Raw genomic sequence first — 15,775 nt, forward strand, 5'->3', positions numbered from 1 at the left:
GCATCAAGCAGAGCAAGATTCCGTGCTGCTGCCCAGAGACGCTGACGAACATGGCCGTGAAGTCAGATCCGACCGAGAAGATGATGTTTCAGCTCACCCTGCGGCGGCGAGGGGTGAGCGATCAGGCGGTGCTCCGCACCATGGAGGAGGTGCCGCGCGAGCTGTTCGTCGATCCGCGCGATCGCGGCGAGGCCTATCGCGACAGCGCGCTGGCGATCGCCTGCGGGCAGACCATCAGCCAGCCCTTCGTCGTGGCCTACATGACCGAGCAGCTGCAGCTGCAGAAGGACCACCGCGTGCTCGAGATCGGCACCGGCTCGGGCTACCAGGCGGCCGTGCTGTCCCGGCTGTGCAAGCAGGTCCTGACCATCGAACGTTACCGGACGCTGGCCGACGGCGCCCGCAAGCGCCTCGAAACGCTCGGCTATTACAACATTGAGGTGCTGCTCGGGGACGGCTTCGATATCCCGGCCGGGGCAGGTGATTTCGACCGCATCATGGTCACTGCGGCGATGGAGCAGATCCCGGAGAAACTCCTGGAGCGGCTCGATCCGGGCGGCATCCTGATCGCCCCGGTCGGACCGCATCAGGGCACCCAGACCCTGGTCCGCGTGGTGCGGACGGAGAACGGCTTCGACCGCAAGGACCTGGTCGACGTCCGCTTTGTGCCGGCGCTGCCGGGAATCGCGCGCGAATTGTAAATTTGGCGATTTGCCGCTTGGCGCCAACGCCTTATTCGCAGGGTTAAGCGGTTATTTACTCGGTACGTGTTTACTCAAAACAGTCTTTTGTTGCGTACGAGTGAGTAACCATGTCCGGGGTTGTTGAGTTGCTTCGCTCGCGTCGCGTGCCGCAGGTTGCGGTGCTGACGCTGATGTCCATGGCTTTTGCCGGTTGCAGCGCCGACATGTCGTCGCGCTTCTCGCAAAACTCCTACTCGCAAAATCCGTTTGCGTTTGATCCGCAGCCGACCGGCACCGTGCAGCAGGCACAGCCGCCGCGCGAGCTGCCGCAATACGCGCGGCCGCACAGCCAACCGCAGTATTCCCAGTATCAGTCACAGCCATTGCCGCCGCCGGTTGCGGCGCCGCAATCCTATCCGGTCGCCGGCGCTGGCGTCTCCGGCGGAGGGCGCGGGCTTTCGTCCTACACACCGCCGGCCGCGCGCCCGCAGATCGAAGCAACCGGCACCGTTCCGCGTTCGGTCGCCGCGGCGCATGCCGGGCATAACGGCACCACCATCATCGTCGGCACCAGCGATACGCTGGAGCTGCTGGCGCGCCGCTACAACGTCTCGTCGGCCGAGATCCTGCGCGCTAACGGCTACAAGGGACCGCGCGCACTGTCGCCCGGCCAGCAGCTGATCATTCCACGCCCGACGGCGTCAGCTGCGGCGCCTGCGATGGCGGCGCCGGCCGCGCGTCCTGTTGCCGTGGCAGCCGCGCCTGCCGGCATCCACTACGTCAACCGCGGCGACACCCTGCACAGCATCGCGCGCCAGCACCACATCCCGGTCGCCGATCTCGCGCGCGCCAACAATCTCGATCAGTCGGCCCGGCTCAGCCTCGGCATGAAGCTCGTCGTGCCCGGCGCCAAGACTGCGATGGCGGCTCCCGCGCCCGTTGCGCAAGCTGTTGCTGCGGCACCGGTCGCAGTCGCCCCGGCACCGACCCTGGCAGCCCCGAAGGTCGTCGCCACCGCGCTGCCGCAGCAGAGCGCGCGGCTGGTTCAGCCGACCGCGACTGTGGAACAGCCCGCGGCTGCCGTAGAAGCGCCCGCAGCCACCAAGTCGAGCGAAGCCACCGGCGCATTGCCGACCTTCCGCTGGCCGGTGCGCGGCAAGGTCATCACCGCCTATGGCTCGAAGACCAACGGCAAGGTCAATGACGGCATCAACGTCGCGGTGCCCGAAGGCACGCCGGTGAAGGCCGCCGAAGACGGCGTCGTCGCCTATTCGGGCAACGAGCTGAAGGGCTACGGCAATCTGGTGCTGGTCCGCCATTCCAACGGCTACGTCACCGCCTACGCCCATGCCAGCGAGATCCTGGTCAAGCGCGGCGATACCATCAAGCGCGGCCAGGTGATCGCCAAGTCGGGCCAGTCGGGTGAGGCGGGCTCACCGCAGCTCCATTTCGAAATTCGCAAGGGATCGTCGCCGGTCGATCCGCTCCAGTTCCTCAACGGCGCGTAAGTCACGCGCCGGGACTTCCAAGGGACTTCCAAGTCTCACAACAAAGACAACGGGGGAAGCGCAAGCCTCCCCCGTTTTGTTTTGGTCGAGCGCAGGTGCGATCCCGCTTTCGGAATATCGCTACAGATCGTTCCGGATCATGCGCTATAGCCCCGTTCCGATGGAATCGGAACGGGGCAATAGATTCTTCTTTTGACGCGTTTTCTTCACGCGAACCGGTATCCACTTCGCTCGAAAACGCTCTAGAAGTCGAACGTCATGCCGGTGGTCACGGCCGACGCCTTGTTGCCCGCGACAACATTGTTGTTGGCGTCACGCCCGCACACGCCATAGCCGTGACCGCTCACGCCGAGGCAGTAGTGTGCGCCGGGGCCGTTGCGCAGATAACTGCCGACAAGATACCAGGCCACGACCGGGCTGAAGTGGTACTTGACACCAGCTGCATATTGATCGGCGCTGCTGTCGAGCGTGTTGAGCGCAAAGTCAGCCGATCCCGCAGCCGGAGTGACGGTGTAGTTGTTGAGCACGCCGGTCCCGGGCGAACCGGGTGAGGCGTTGGCGTGGGCCCATGACGCGCTGACATCCCAGGCGCCGACGGTCTGGGTGGCGCTGAGGAAGTAGCCGTCGCGCGACCGCTCGTTGAAGTCGGCCACGGTGTTCTCGCGCCGCATCACTTCGTAGATGCCGTAGAGCTGCAGCTTGCCGATGCCGTCGTCGAGGCGATATCCGGCGCCGATCTTCGCGGCCCATTCGTTGGCGATGCCGACCGCTCCCGGCGGCACGATCAGCACGCCGCCATTGCTCAACGGCGTGACGGCCTCGTCGCCGGTGCGGTTGGTGCCCTCATGCATCTCGTAGGCGGCGATCGCCGTGAACGGTCCCTGATTGTAGGTCAGCGACGCGCTGTAGAGGTTGCCATAGGAGCCGTCGGTGCAGCCTTCCGGCGCCGAGGTCAGCGGGAAGCCGCTGCCGCTGCCGCGTGCGGAGGTGCCGGGGCAGTTGAAATCGCCGAGCGCGAAATCGCTGTTGTCCTTTGCGGTGTTCTGCCCTGGCGAGATCATCAGCGTGGCCTGGAAGCCGTTCCAGAACGGCGATTCGTACCAGATCGCGTGGGCCGCGCGCCAGTCGAACTTCGCACGCAGGTCGCCGCCGGTATTGCCCATGATCGAGTTGTAGTCGCCGAGCGTCGCCGAGAACGGATCGAACTTTGATGTCGATTTCTTGTAGGGCGTATCCGATTTGCCCGCCTTGATCGTGCCCCACGGCGTTGCCATCCCGATGAAGCTGTCGCGCGTCCCGAACGCGGCACGCTCGGTCGGAACCGCGGCGACCTCGACGAGGGATTCAAACTGGGCGACGGCGGCCCACCCGGCGTAGCCATAGGGTTCGAGATCGTGACGCGCGTTGATGCCGAAAAAGGTGAGGTTGCTCGCCACGCCGGTCTTGGTGCCCTGGTCGAACACACCGGGATTGAAGACGTCACCCGACAGATCCACGTGGCCGTAGAGCGTGACGGTCGTGTTGTCGACGAAGGCGTTGCTGCCCGGTGCCTTGCTGTAGAGTGGCGCGCCACCGATGCTGACGATGGGCCGCTCGGGCGGCTGCTTCGGGGAGGGCGCGACCCAGGCGTGCTGCACCGGGTTGCCCTTTGGCGGCGAGCCTGTCGAAGCGGGCTCGGCGGGACGGCTCGCGATGTGATTTACGCGGTCCCTTAGCTGCGCATTCTCCTTGGCGAGCTTCGCATTGTTTCGTTCGAGTGCATCCAGGCGCGCCATCACGTCGTCCAGTGTCGCTGCCTGTACCGGCTGTTGCGCGAGCACGAGGCAGATCGCCGTGAATGCGGTTCCGGCGAGAAATACCTTCTTCATTTGATCCCCCCTTTGCCAATCGCCTCAGCGGGGTGCTGGGCGACACAAAGTGAGGGAATGTTAATGTATACCAAACACCAGATACACGGATGCCAGCAATGCCGGGGAGATAATCACCTGCTGTGATATAGGAGGTACAATAATACTAATGCACTGCATCAATTTGTCGCAGGGGGATTTTGGAATAGAATTCATGAGACTATCAAGTGTCAGATTTAGAACGATAAAATATGATCCTCCGATTGAGACAGGTGTACTGACAAATTATGGTTGCGATGCAAAATTGTCGACCCGTTCTGGGATAATGGATTCCAGAAACTGCGCTGTCTGGGACGAATTCAAGCCTCGCGAGAGGCCTAGACCGACGGCCAAGGGCCGCGCCCGGCTGCGAGACGCTCGACCATGTCGGTCAGGAATTGCGGCGGTCCATTCGCGTGCCAGTCCCCGTCGGACTGCAGCAACAGGGGACGGCGAGTGTCGCGGCTGAAGGCTTCGAGCCACGCGCGCGCCTTTGCTTTCGGACGAGCGCCGACGGCAACCGCGACGTCGACCGGAATGGTGCGCCAGACGAAGCTCGCCGGAAGAAAGATCAGATCGGATTTATCCGGACGCATCCACTCGGGCAGCGGGCTCGTCGGAGCAAGCCAACCGCAGACGAAATTCCGGCACGGGTCGACCGGACGCTCCTCGTAGATCGCGCATTGGCCCGCACGGCTGAACGGACAGGGATGACCCGGATAGACGTCGTGGTCGCGAATCCGGATCTTCAGCCAGCCGTCGCAGCAAGCCGTACAGTCGCCACATCGTCTCTTGGTCGTGCTTGGATCGGCCGGCATGGAGCGAGTGTACCCATGCCGCGCCGAATTCAGAAGGCCGGTGGCCGGCCCAAATCGCGATTCGGGCTACGCCCCTGCGAGCCGCACGCCGAGCCGCCCCGCCAGTTCCTGGGTGTATTGCCAGGCGACGCGGCCGGAGCGCGATCCGCGAGTGGTCGACCATTCAAGCGCCTCGCGCTCGAGTTCGTCCTCGGCGATCTTGATGCCGTAATGGTCGCAATAACCCTTCACCATCGCGAGGTACTCGTCCTGGCTGCAGCGATGGAAGCCGAGCCAGAGGCCGAAACGGTCAGACAGCGACACCTTCTCCTCGACCGCTTCGCCCGGATTGATCGCGGTCGAGCGTTCGTTCTCGATCATCTCGCGCGCCAAGAGATGCCGCCGGTTCGAGGTCGCATAGAGGATGACGTTGTCGGGGCGCCCCTCGATACCGCCTTCGAGCACCGCCTTCAGCGATTTGTAGGAGGCGTCGTTGCCGTCGAAAGAGAGGTCGTCGCAGAACACGATGAAGCGGAAGGAGGAGTTGCGCAACAGCTCCATCAGGCCGGGCAGGCTTTCGATGTCCTCGCGGTGAATCTCGATCAGCTTGAGCCGATCGGCCGGCTTGCGGTCGACATTAATGCTGGCATGGGTGGCCTTCACCAGGGACGACTTGCCCATGCCGCGGGCGCCCCACAGCAGCGCATTGTTGGCGGGCAGTCCGTTGGCGAAGCGCTCGGTGTTCTCCATCAGGATATCGCGCATCCGGTCGACGCCCTTGAGCAGGCCGATCTCGACGCGGCTGACGCGTGGCACCGGGGCCAGGCGCCCATCCGGGTGCCAGACAAAGGCGTCGGCGACGCCGAACGACTCGGCCGGATCGGCGGCGGGGGAGGCAGCCGAAAGTCGGCTCGCAATGTTCTCCAGGGCGTTCGCGATCCGCTCGGCGGTCGCGCCGTCGAGCGGCGTTTCCGGGCGTTTTGTCGCGGCTTTCGCAGCGCGTTTGCCGGCGGTTTTGGGGGCTGTTTTACTGGTGGTTTTCTTGGCTTTTTTCGGCATTTGTCCAGTTCCTGACGGCGCAGCCTTATCGGGCTGGCGGCGGTCCCGCAAGCGCCCTAAATGAAGGTCCGTTAACGTTGCAATTGGGACCGCGGCCGCTATAGTCCGCGCGAATTTGTCCGGACCGCCATACCGCCCCGAAACCGAGGGCGCTGCCGGTTCTTTCCCGTCTTATCCGAGGATCGTCCGAATGCTGATTACTCCTGCGTTTGCTCAGGCTGGAGCTGGCACTGATACCAACAGCATGTTGATGTCGCTGCTGCCATTCGCGCTGATCTTCGTCATCATGTACTTCCTGATTCTGCGCCCGCAGCAGAAGAAGGTGCGCGATCATGCGGACCTCGTGAAGAACATCCGCCGCGGCGACACCGTGGTGACCACGGGCGGCCTCGTCGGCAAGGTGACCAAGGTGGTCGACGACGACCAGATCGAGTTCGAGATTTCGGACGGCGTTCGCGTGCGGCAGATGCGCCAGATGATCTCGGGCGTGCGGACCAAGGGTGAGCCGGCGAAGGGCGACGCCAAGGACGAGGCGTCCGCGAGCTGATTGCCGCGGAGCCTTTTGCCGAATCTGACAGGTCAATTCGATGTTGTATTTCACGCGGTGGCGAGCGCTGGCGATCATCCTGACAGCGCTGGTGGTCTGCCTGTGCGCCGTGCCCAATTTCTTTCCCGAGGCGCAGGTCAAGACCTGGCCGGCCTGGGCGCAGCGGCGCCTCGTGCTTGGCCTCGACCTGCAGGGCGGCTCGTATCTCTTGCTCGAGGTCGACTCCAACTACGTGAAGAAGGAGAAGCTCGAACAGGTTCGTGACGATGTCCGGAAGGCGCTGCGTGACGCCAAGATCCTCTTCAGCGGGGGCGTGCAGGTCCGCAACGACGCTGTCGAAGTCCGGATCTCGAAGGAATCCGATGTTCCGGCGGCGTTGGCCAAACTTCGGGAAGTCGCGCAGCCGATCGGCGGCCTGCTCGGCTCCAGTGGCCAGCGCGATGTCGACGTGACCGATGCGGGGGGCGGCCTGATCCGCCTGACCCTGTCGCAGCCAGCGATGATCGAGCGGATGCGCAAGACCATCGAACAGTCGATTCAGATCGTTGAACGTCGCGTCAACGAGCTCGGGACCGTCGAACCCCTGATCCAGCGTCAGGGCACCGATCGTATCCTGGTGCAGGTGCCGGGCCTGCAGGATCCGACCCATCTGAAGGAGCTGCTCGGCAAGACCGCGAAGATGGAATTCCGCATGGTCGACACCACGGTGTCGGCCGATCAGGGCGTGGTGCCGCCGGATTCAGAGCGGCTCATGAGCGCATCGCCGCCGCCCGTTCCGTACATTGTGAAAAAGCAGGTGCTGGTTTCCGGAAGCGAGCTGTCCGATGCCCAACCCGGCTTTGACCAGCGTACGGGCGAGGCGATCGTCAGCTTCAAATTCAATACGTCGGGCGCCCGCAAATTCGCTCAGGCGACCGCCGAGAACGTCGGCCAGCCGTTTGCGATCGTGCTCGATGGCAAGGTGATCTCGGCGCCCGTGATTCGCGAGCCGATCACCGGCGGACAGGGCCAGATCTCCGGTAGCTTCACCGTGCAGTCGGCCAACGATCTGGCGATCCTGATGCGCGCCGGCGCGCTGCCGGCGCCGCTGACCGTGGTCGAGGAGCGCACCGTCGGTCCCGGCCTCGGGCAGGACTCGATCGAAAAGGGCGAGCTCGCGGCCTATGTCGGCTCGATCCTGGTCATCGTGTTCATGCTGCTGACCTATCGGCTGTTCGGGGTGTTCGCCAACATTGCCGTGGCCATCAACGTCGCCATGATCTTCGGGCTGCTGTCGCTGCTCAACGCCACGCTGACCTTGCCCGGCATCGCCGGCATCGTGCTGACCGTCGGCATCGCGGTCGACTCCAACGTGCTGATCTATGAGCGTATCCGCGAGGAATTGCGCGGCGGCCGCAACGCGATTTCGGCAATCGACGCCGGCTTCAAGCGGGCGCTGGCGACCATCCTCGACTCAAATATCACCACCTTCATCGCTGCCGCCGTGCTGTTCTACATCGGCACCGGACCGGTGCGCGGCTTTGCCGTGACGCTCGGTATCGGCATCATCACCACGGTGTTCACCGCCTTTACCCTGACGCGCCTGATCGTCGCCGGGTGGGTGCGGTGGAAGCGGCCGCAAACCGTGCCGATCTGAGAGGCCTGTTGTGACTCATATCGTTCTCATTGGCCTTGGCATCCTGATCGCCGTGCTGACCGTGGTCGCGGTGCTCGGCCTGCTGCCGTCGCTGCGTATCGTGCCCGACGATACGCATTTCGATTTCACGCGCTTCCGTCGCATCAGCTTCCCGATCTCGGCGCTGCTCTCGATCGTCGCGATCACGCTGTTCTTCACCCACGGCCTGAACTTCGGCATCGACTTCAAGGGCGGCACACTGCTGGAAGTGCGGGCCAAGTCCGGCACCGCCGACATCGCCGGGATGCGCACGACCTTGAACGGTCTTGGTCTCGGCGAGGTGCAGTTGCAGCAGTTCGGAGGTCCGGCCGAAGTCCTGATCCGCGTCGCCGAGCAGCCCGGCGGCGATAAGGCGCAACAGGATGCGGTGACGAAGGTGCGGGGCGCGCTCGGCGAATCCGTCGAATACCGGCGAGTCGAAGTGGTAGGACCGCGGGTCTCGGGCGAATTGCTGGCGTTCGGCATGCTCGGCCTGATGCTCGCGATCGTCGGCATCCTGATCTATCTCTGGTTCCGGTTCGAGTGGCAGTTCGCGCTCGGCGCCATGATCGCCAACGTCCACGATATCGTGCTGACGATCGGTTTCATGTCGATCACTCAGGTCGATTTCGATCTCACCAGTATCGCGGCGCTGCTGACAATTCTCGGTTATTCGCTCAACGATACCGTCGTCATCTACGATCGTATCCGCGAGATGCTGCGGCGTTACAAGAAGATGCCGATGCCGCAGCTTCTCAACGAATCGATCAACTCGACGCTGTCGCGCTCGATCATCACCCACGTCACCGTGACCCTGGCGCTGCTCGCGCTGCTGCTGTTCGGCGGCCAGGCGATTCACAGCTTCACCGCCGTGATGATGTTCGGCGTCGTGCTGGTCGGCACCTACACCTCGATCTTCATCGCGGCGCCGATCCTGATCTATCTCGGCGTTCACACCACGCGGGGCGAGGCGCAGGATGCGCCGGCCAAGAAGCCGGACGCGGCGGCAGCCAAGAAGTAGCCGGTCATGAGCAACTCCTCGGACGCTCCCCATCTTCCGAGGTCGGCGCCGATCGAGGCTTACGGCAAGGGCGGCTTCGCGTTCGCCGATATGTCGCACCGCGGCTCGCTGCTGTGCCTGCCTGACGCGATCTGGGCCTGGCCGGTGACCAGGCCGCAGGAGATCGACGAATATTCGCTGCAGAAGGTGTTCGCATCAGCCAATGCGATCGACACGCTGATCGTCGGCACCGGCACCGAGGTCTGGGTGCCGCCAAAGGGCCTGCGCGAGGCCCTGCGCGCGGTGCGGGTGGTGCTCGACCCGATGCAGACCGGCCCCGCGATCCGCACCTACAACATCATGCTGGGCGAGCGGCGCCGCGTCGCGGCGGCGCTGATCGCGGTGCCATGAGCGCCGCGGAGGCGCCAAAGGACGGCGCGGCCTTCTGCGCCGATCTGGTGCGCACCCATGACTTCGTGCGCTACGCGTCGACCCTGTTCATGCCGGGACCGGAACGCCGGGCGTTGCTTGCGCTCTACGCCTTCAACATCGAGGTCTCGCGCGTGCACGAGCAGGTCAGCCAGCCGCTGCCCGGCGAGATGCGGCTGCAATGGTGGACCGACATGCTGGCCGGGGCAGGGCATGGCGGTGTCGAAGGCAATCCTGTCGCAGCCGAACTGCTGCAGGCGATCCGCACTCACCGCCTGCCGGTCTCGCCGTTGTCGCAGCTGGTCGAGGAGCACCAGTTCGATCTCTACAACGACCCGATGCCGTCGCTGGCCGCGCTCGAGGGCTATCTTGACGCCACGGCGTCTGGGCTGTTCTCGGAGGCCACGCGCATCGTGGCGCGGCCATCGGAGGCGATCGATCACCTGGCCCGTCATGCCGGCCTTGCCCAGGGCATGGCGCAGGTCATCGCGGGTCTGGGCCGCGACGCCGCGCGGCAACAGCTGTTTCTGCCGCTACCGCTGCTTCAGCAGCACGGCAGCAGCAAGGAGGAGGTGTTTGCCGGCAAGCCGACGCCGAACATCCGTGCGGCGATCGATCAGCTCGCGGACGAGGCACAGGGCCATCTCAGGACCGCATTCGGGCTGCTCGCGGATGTGCCATCCGGCGTGCGGCCGATCTTTCTGCCGCTCGCTTATGTCAGGCGCGAACTGAACCGGGCGAGGAGGGCTGACAACGATCCGTTCCTGCCGCAACCGGTCTCACGCCTGCGCACGCTCTGGACGTTGTGGCGGGCTGCGCGCACCGAGGAATTCGGTCGCTAAGGCATCATCCCGAAAAGCGCGAAACGTTTGCGTGGAGATGATGCTCAACTCCGCTCTTTCGAGATGTGCTTGGTGAATATCCGGATCGTCGCGCCCTTGACCACCGGACCGCTGTCAAAGATGTCGGATGCGATCATCTCGATGGCGTCGCGCAGCGCAACGAATTGCGCCTGCCGGGCCAGGCTCGGTGTTCCGCGCGTGCCCGCCAGCTCGTCCATTGCGGCATCGCTGATCTGGCATTCAATTTCCTGATCGCCGTGCATCATGGTGAATCCGAACGCCAGGCGTTCGGAATTGTATCCCCCGATACGGCCACGGGTGAGTGGCATTAAGCTTGTCCCTTGAGCGCGCTAGCCTTCGCAAGATTGGCGTTTCGCGCTGCGTTTGTCGAGAGTGCGCGCGCTAAAGCGCGATGAGATCGGGTTGGATCGTCGTCGCGCTTTAGCTTGTTGTTTGAGCATGATCTTTTCGGAAAACCGCTTCGCACTTTTCCGGATCATGCTTTAACGCGCCGGCCGATCCATCTCGGCCACTTCAAAATTGAAGCGATCGCGCAGATTCTTGCGTTGCTCGAGGATGTCCTTGAGGAACTCGCGATCGGCGTCGCTGCGCATCATCGGCTCGATCAGGTCGATCTGGTTCATGGCGACGAGCTGCAGGATTTCGGTGCGCGGCTTGCCGGCCGCATCGCGCGGCAGCGCATGCACGATCTGGATGTGCTCGGGCGGCTTGACGCCCTTGGCTGCAGCAAGCTCGCTGCGCAGCGTCCTCTCCAGCGCGGACTGGTCGGCCTCGACGAACGCATAGAGTCCGACGCCGACGCGCCGGTCGGCAAAGGCAACGATCGCGGTGTCGCGCACATCCGGATTCCTGCGGATCAGATCGACCAGCACCGGGGCGTCGTTGACCAGCCGCCGGCCGCCGCCCTCGCGGTCGGTGAAATTGAAGATGCCGCGGGTCACAGCCTGATAGACCTTCTTGCCGGTCCTGAGCCAGATGCTGGCGACCGCCGACTTCTTGGCGAGCACCTTGCGCTCCTTCGGCGTCAACGCCTCCGGCGCGTAGCTGCGCTTGTGCTTCAAGAGATGCCGCAGATCCTCATAGGCCGCGATGCGGAACAGCCGGCTTCGGCTCTTGAAGCAGGCGGCGAGCTGGAAGTCGGTGAGGTAGGCGCGGCCGTCGCGGCCGACCAGCCAGTTCTGCTCCTTGGCGAGGTCGTTGTGGCAGATGCCGGCGCGATGCAGCTTGCGCAACGCCGCCTTGGCCGAGCGGAAATAGGCGACGTCGCCGTGCGGCTTCGCCAGATGCAGCGCCGCGCCGTCGATGAAGCCGCGCACCAGCGCGCGCTTGCCGGCCCACAGCAATTTGGGGCCGACATCGAGGTCGCGCGCCAGCGTCAGCGCGCGGCGCTCGCGCGAAAACAGATGCAGCGCGACAGCGAACGACCAGAACGGCACCTGGTCGAGCCGGCGCAGCACGCCGTCGACCTCGCCGTCGTCGGCGCGGAAGCGGCCGCGCTCGACGGTCGAGAACACATCGCGCTTGAGCAGGACACCCTGGCGCCATCGCGCCGACAGGGTCGCGTCGTCGTCTTTCGGCAAGCTCATGATGGTCAGGCCGCCGCTGCAATACGCAGGTGCTCTGCGATCCAATGGTCGAGGTCGACGAGCGCCCGCGCGCTGATCGCTTGCTTCTTGGCGACCGTCTTCTCGTTGCCGCGCAGTCGCGAGCCGTCCGGTTTCTTGGTCGGAGGACTGGCCAGCGGCGGGAACAGACCGAAATTGATGTTCATCGGCTGGAACGAGCGCGGGCCGGATTCGATGGTTTCGATATGGCCGCCGGTGATGTGGCCGAGCAACGCGCCGAGTGCGGTCGTGGCCGGCGGCGGCGTCAGCGCGGCGCCGCGCGTGTCGGCGGCGGCGCAGAGCCCGGCAATCAGGCCGACGCTGGCCGACTCGACATAGCCCTCGCAGCCCGTCATCTGCCCGGCGAAGCGCAGCCGCGGCTGCGCGCGCAGCCGCAATTGCCCGTCGAGCAGCTTTGGCGAATTGAGGAAGGTGTTGCGATGCAGGCCGCCGAGGCGGGCGAATTCCGCCTGCTCGAGGCCCGGGATGGTGCGGAACACACGCTGCTGCGCGCCGTGCTTCAGCTTGGTCTGGAAGCCGACGATGTTGTAGAGCGTGCCGAGCTTGTTGTCCTGCCGCAGCTGGACGATCGCATAGGGCTTGACCGTCGGATTGTGCGGATTGGTCAATCCAACCGGTTTCATCGGCCCGTGGCGCAGCGTTTCGTGACCGCGTTCGGCCATCACCTCGACCGGCAGGCAGCCGTCGAAATAGGGCGTGTTGGTCTCCCAATCCTTGAAGTCGACCTTCTCGCCATCGAGCAGCGCCGCGACGAAGGCGTCATACTGCTCCTTGGTCATCGGGCAGTTGATGTAGTCGGCGCCGGTGCCGCCGGGGCCGACCTTGTCGTAGCGCGACTGAAACCAGGCCACCGACATGTCGATGGAATCCCTGTGCACGATCGGCGCGATCGCATCGAAGAACGCGAGCGCGCTCTCGTCGGTCAGCTGCCTGATGGCGTCGGCGAGCGGCGCCGAGGTGAGGGGACCGGTGGCGACGATGACGTTGCTCCAGTCGGCCGGCGGCAGGCCGGCGACTTCCTCGCGGCTGATCTCGATCAGCGGATGTTCGTTCAGCGCCTTGGTGACGGCGGCGGAAAAGCCGTCGCGGTCGACCGCCAGCGCGCCGCCGGCGGGCACCTGGTTGGTATCGGCCGAGCGCATGATCAGCGAGCCCAGCCGCCGCATCTCGGCGTGCAGCAGCCCGACTGCGTTGTTGGCGGCATCGTCGGAGCGGAAGGAGTTCGAACAGACCAGTTCGGCGCAGCCTTCGGTCCGGTGCGCCTCGGTCATCCGGTGCGGGCGCATTTCATGCAGGACGGCGCGGATGCCGGCATTGGCGACCTGCCAGGCGGCTTCCGAGCCGGCGAGCCCCGCGCCCACGATGTGCACGGGTTGGGAAGAGGATTGATGCGGTGTCATCGCGCAGCGTTAGCGCGTTTTGATTCCATATGCATCTGAAACCGCGCCAAAAACGATAACGCCCGCTGCAGGAGCGGGCGTTATCCGTTCATCAGATGGCTTGCGGCCGATTAGCCGTTGTAGGTACCGGCGGCAACGCGCGGAATGTCCGAGCGGTCGAGGCCGATATCGGCCAGTTCGCGATCGCTGAGCTGGGACAGTTCGCTGACATTGCGCTGATAATCCCGGAAAGCCTGGATCATGCGGATGAGCGAGAGCAACATGGTAGTCTCCTAGTAGTTCCGATTCAGCTTTTCAACGCCTCACCGTTGAAGTGAATATAGATGATATGGTGCAGCGCGGTAGCTCCAATGGTGCGATGCAGCTAGGCTCAAAACGCATGGCGGAGGTAAGCTTCGATTAACCGTTCCGGGTATCGCGGGCCGCTCTCCGGACGGACGTTCCAAGGAATCTGCATCTCCCGGAGAAATATTCCTGAGATCAGTAGGTTAATAGAATTTCAGCGTGTCTAAAGACTTTGCTTACGTGGTAATTAAGGACCGTTCAATCAACTTCTGGCGCACCCATTAGAGACGGATCACTTCGATGTGTTCCATGCGTGATTCGCATGCAGAATCGTGACATAAGAATGATCATTAGTTCATTGTATCATCTCGATGGTGCTGAATGATTGCAGCGTCAATCGGTCGCATTGACCCGAGAGGTAGTTCGATCCTGTGTCTACCTCATATTTGGCTTTCGATCGGCATGTCGCGCAGATCGATTTGCTGATTATCGGAAGCGCACTTCGGTTGAAGTGAACAGCTGCGGCAAAGCTAATGCGGCGGCGCTTCCTTACGGACATGTAATCAAAACACTATGCAACGCATGCGCGATCCGCGCGCAACGCTCATCACATTTGGATCGCACGAAGTTCATTCTGAACGCTGCTGGGAACAGCGATAAATCGTTCTGCAGATTCCGCAATCACGCTGGTTTCTGTTCAAGAACAAAAGATGGAACATCTCATGATCAAGACATTGATCGCAGCAGCCACCGTAGCTGCCGTTGCTTACGCCGTCGCTCCCGCTCAGGCCGCACATCATCATCATGCGGGCCTCGGCTGCAGCGGTGACAACCTCGGCAAGACCGAAGCCGCTGTCGAAGCTATGGCCGACAACGAGGTCAAATTCGCGGCGGAGAAGGAAGTCTCGCTCGCCCAGGACGCGATGCTGAACAACAAGTGGGGCGCTTGCGGCGCGCACCTCAGCAAGGCTGCAGAAGCCAGCATGGCGAAGTAAGCTTTTGATCATGGCGATAAGGGCCGATTGCCTGGGGCGATCGGCCCTTTTTGATTCATCCGTGCAGCATCAGCGCTGATCGAACCAGCGCCGAAGTTCGGGCTTCTCGTCTTGGCTGTCGTTCCTGGCTCGCCGCTACGCAAGCCGGTACGAACTCCAAAGCGCTATGGCGCCTTGGCGAGTTGGGTCGCGAAGTAGCCGATCGTCCGAGCGTAAATCTCGCTCTTGTTCCACTGCTGGATCACCGCAAAATTCTCGCTGCCGGGCTCCCAGCCCTTGCCCTGCTTCCAGCCATGGCTCTTCAGGAAGTTCGCCGTCGACGCCAGCACGTCGGGCACGTTGCGCAGGAGATCGCGCTTGCCGTTGCCGTCGAAGTCGACCGCGAACTTGATGTAGGACGACGGCATGAATTGGGTCTGGCCGAGCTCGCCGGCCCAGGCGCCGCGCATCTCCTGCGGCGCAAGGTCGCCGCGCTCGACGATGCGCAACGCATCCATCAGCTCGGCCTTGAACATGTCGGAGCGGCGGCAATCATAGGCGAGCGTCGCCAGCGAACGCATGGTCGCAAACTTGCCGGTGTTGACGCCGAAATCGGTCTCCAGCCCCCAGATCGCGACCAGGATTTCACCCGGCACGCCATAGGCCTCCTCGATTCGCGACAACACCGAGCCGTAGCGCTTCATCATGTCGGAGCCGCGGTTGAGGCGCGGCGGCACCATGCGGCCGGAGAACTGCTCGAACGTCTGGCTGAACACCTGCTGCGAATGGTCGCGCGCCAGGATCGCCTTGTCCTGCGTGACGCCATTCAGCCCGGCCTGGATCGCGTTCTGCGAAATGCCCTTCGCCGCAGCCTCCTTCTTGAAATCGTCGAGCCAGGACTCGAACGTGCCCGTGCCACACGGGGCGGCGAGCGCGGACGCCGTCGAGGTCACGAGCCACGCCCCGATGGCGAGCGTGCGAAGGGAAAGGTGAGAGGTCATCAGGCAATTCACTCCGGAGTCTGCGATGTTATCGATTGGTCGCGGAATCCGGCGGTATGTTCGC

General features: G+C 63.7%; 16 protein-coding genes. 8 read left to right on the forward strand and 8 right to left on the reverse strand.

Annotated elements, in window-relative coordinates:
- Positions 1 to 50: 50 nt before the first annotated feature.
- Together G6P99_RS23030 and G6P99_RS23035 are read left to right on the forward strand one after the other, a co-directional pair.
- Complete coding sequence (locus G6P99_RS23030; RefSeq protein WP_029082685.1) at positions 51 to 701, forward strand: protein-L-isoaspartate(D-aspartate) O-methyltransferase; 651 nt, start codon at positions 51 to 53, stop codon at positions 699 to 701.
- A gap of 110 nt (positions 702 to 811) precedes the next feature.
- Positions 812 to 2,191, forward strand: coding sequence for a LysM peptidoglycan-binding domain-containing M23 family metallopeptidase (locus G6P99_RS23035; RefSeq protein ID WP_029082684.1), 1,380 nt, complete (start codon positions 812 to 814; stop codon positions 2,189 to 2,191).
- A gap of 242 nt (positions 2,192 to 2,433) precedes the next feature.
- On the opposite strand, the gene G6P99_RS23040 is transcribed toward G6P99_RS23035, so the two are convergent.
- The 3 genes from G6P99_RS23040 to G6P99_RS23050 all read right to left on the reverse strand — a co-directional run bounded on the left by G6P99_RS23040 (position 2,434) and on the right by G6P99_RS23050 (position 5,933).
- Positions 2,434 to 4,059: a porin gene (locus tag G6P99_RS23040; RefSeq protein ID WP_165123515.1), complete on the reverse strand. Its 1,626-nt coding sequence runs from the start codon at positions 4,057 to 4,059 to the stop codon at positions 2,434 to 2,436.
- A 356-nt stretch (positions 4,060 to 4,415) separates the two neighbouring features.
- Positions 4,416 to 4,895: a hypothetical protein gene (locus tag G6P99_RS23045; protein ID WP_165123517.1), complete on the reverse strand. Its 480-nt coding sequence runs from the start codon at positions 4,893 to 4,895 to the stop codon at positions 4,416 to 4,418.
- A 66-nt stretch (positions 4,896 to 4,961) separates the two neighbouring features.
- Complete coding sequence (locus G6P99_RS23050) at positions 4,962 to 5,933, reverse strand: ATP-binding protein (protein WP_029082683.1); 972 nt, start codon at positions 5,931 to 5,933, stop codon at positions 4,962 to 4,964.
- 190 nt (positions 5,934 to 6,123) lie between these two features.
- Between G6P99_RS23050 and yajC the strand changes: the two genes are divergently transcribed.
- Genes yajC through G6P99_RS23075 form a run of 5 tightly spaced genes read left to right on the forward strand, consistent with a single transcriptional unit; the run spans position 6,124 to position 10,405 of the window.
- Entirely contained in the window at positions 6,124 to 6,480 is a 357-nt protein-coding gene (gene yajC, locus G6P99_RS23055) for a preprotein translocase subunit YajC (RefSeq protein WP_029082682.1), read from the forward strand.
- Between the two features lie 40 nt (positions 6,481 to 6,520).
- Positions 6,521 to 8,116 (forward strand): protein translocase subunit SecD, encoded by a 1,596-nt coding sequence (gene secD / locus G6P99_RS23060; protein WP_029082681.1) that lies wholly within the window; start codon positions 6,521 to 6,523, stop codon positions 8,114 to 8,116.
- Positions 8,117 to 8,126: 10 nt separating this feature from the next.
- Positions 8,127 to 9,155: a protein translocase subunit SecF gene (gene secF / locus G6P99_RS23065; RefSeq protein WP_029082680.1), complete on the forward strand. Its 1,029-nt coding sequence runs from the start codon at positions 8,127 to 8,129 to the stop codon at positions 9,153 to 9,155.
- A gap of 6 nt (positions 9,156 to 9,161) precedes the next feature.
- Positions 9,162 to 9,545 (forward strand): Mth938-like domain-containing protein, encoded by a 384-nt coding sequence (locus G6P99_RS23070; protein WP_029082679.1) that lies wholly within the window; start codon positions 9,162 to 9,164, stop codon positions 9,543 to 9,545.
- Positions 9,542 to 10,405, forward strand: coding sequence for a phytoene/squalene synthase family protein (locus G6P99_RS23075; protein WP_029082678.1), 864 nt, complete (start codon positions 9,542 to 9,544; stop codon positions 10,403 to 10,405). Before G6P99_RS23070 ends, G6P99_RS23075 begins: the two co-directional genes overlap by 4 nt.
- 44 nt (positions 10,406 to 10,449) lie before the next feature.
- On the opposite strand, the gene G6P99_RS23080 is transcribed toward G6P99_RS23075, so the two are convergent.
- From G6P99_RS23080 to G6P99_RS23095, 4 genes are all read right to left on the reverse strand, one after another.
- Positions 10,450 to 10,668, reverse strand: a complete 219-nt coding sequence (locus G6P99_RS23080) for a DUF1488 family protein (protein WP_245284771.1) — start codon at positions 10,666 to 10,668, stop codon at positions 10,450 to 10,452.
- 240 nt (positions 10,669 to 10,908) lie between these two features.
- On the reverse strand, positions 10,909 to 12,012 hold the full coding sequence (locus G6P99_RS23085) for a serine/threonine protein kinase (RefSeq protein WP_165123519.1): 1,104 nt from the start codon (positions 12,010 to 12,012) through the stop codon (positions 10,909 to 10,911).
- 5 nt (positions 12,013 to 12,017) lie between these two features.
- Complete coding sequence (gene trmFO, locus G6P99_RS23090; protein ID WP_029082675.1) at positions 12,018 to 13,451, reverse strand: methylenetetrahydrofolate--tRNA-(uracil(54)-C(5))-methyltransferase (FADH(2)-oxidizing) TrmFO; 1,434 nt, start codon at positions 13,449 to 13,451, stop codon at positions 12,018 to 12,020.
- A 110-nt stretch (positions 13,452 to 13,561) separates the two neighbouring features.
- A complete protein-coding gene (locus G6P99_RS23095) occupies positions 13,562 to 13,714 on the reverse strand; it encodes a DUF1127 domain-containing protein (RefSeq protein ID WP_016846063.1) in 153 nt (50 codons plus the stop codon).
- 732 nt (positions 13,715 to 14,446) lie between these two features.
- On the opposite strand from G6P99_RS23095, the gene G6P99_RS23100 reads away from it, so the two are divergent.
- A complete protein-coding gene (locus G6P99_RS23100) occupies positions 14,447 to 14,731 on the forward strand; it encodes a hypothetical protein (protein ID WP_029082674.1) in 285 nt (94 codons plus the stop codon).
- Between the two features lie 164 nt (positions 14,732 to 14,895).
- On the opposite strand, the gene G6P99_RS23105 is transcribed toward G6P99_RS23100, so the two are convergent.
- Positions 14,896 to 15,711, reverse strand: coding sequence for a lytic murein transglycosylase (locus G6P99_RS23105; RefSeq protein WP_029082673.1), 816 nt, complete (start codon positions 15,709 to 15,711; stop codon positions 14,896 to 14,898).
- Positions 15,712 to 15,775: the final 64 nt, after the last annotated feature.

Origin of the sequence: Bradyrhizobium sp. 6(2017) (assembly GCF_011058295.2) — a bacterium.
Taxonomy (GTDB): domain Bacteria; phylum Pseudomonadota; class Alphaproteobacteria; order Rhizobiales; family Xanthobacteraceae; genus Bradyrhizobium; species Bradyrhizobium septentrionale.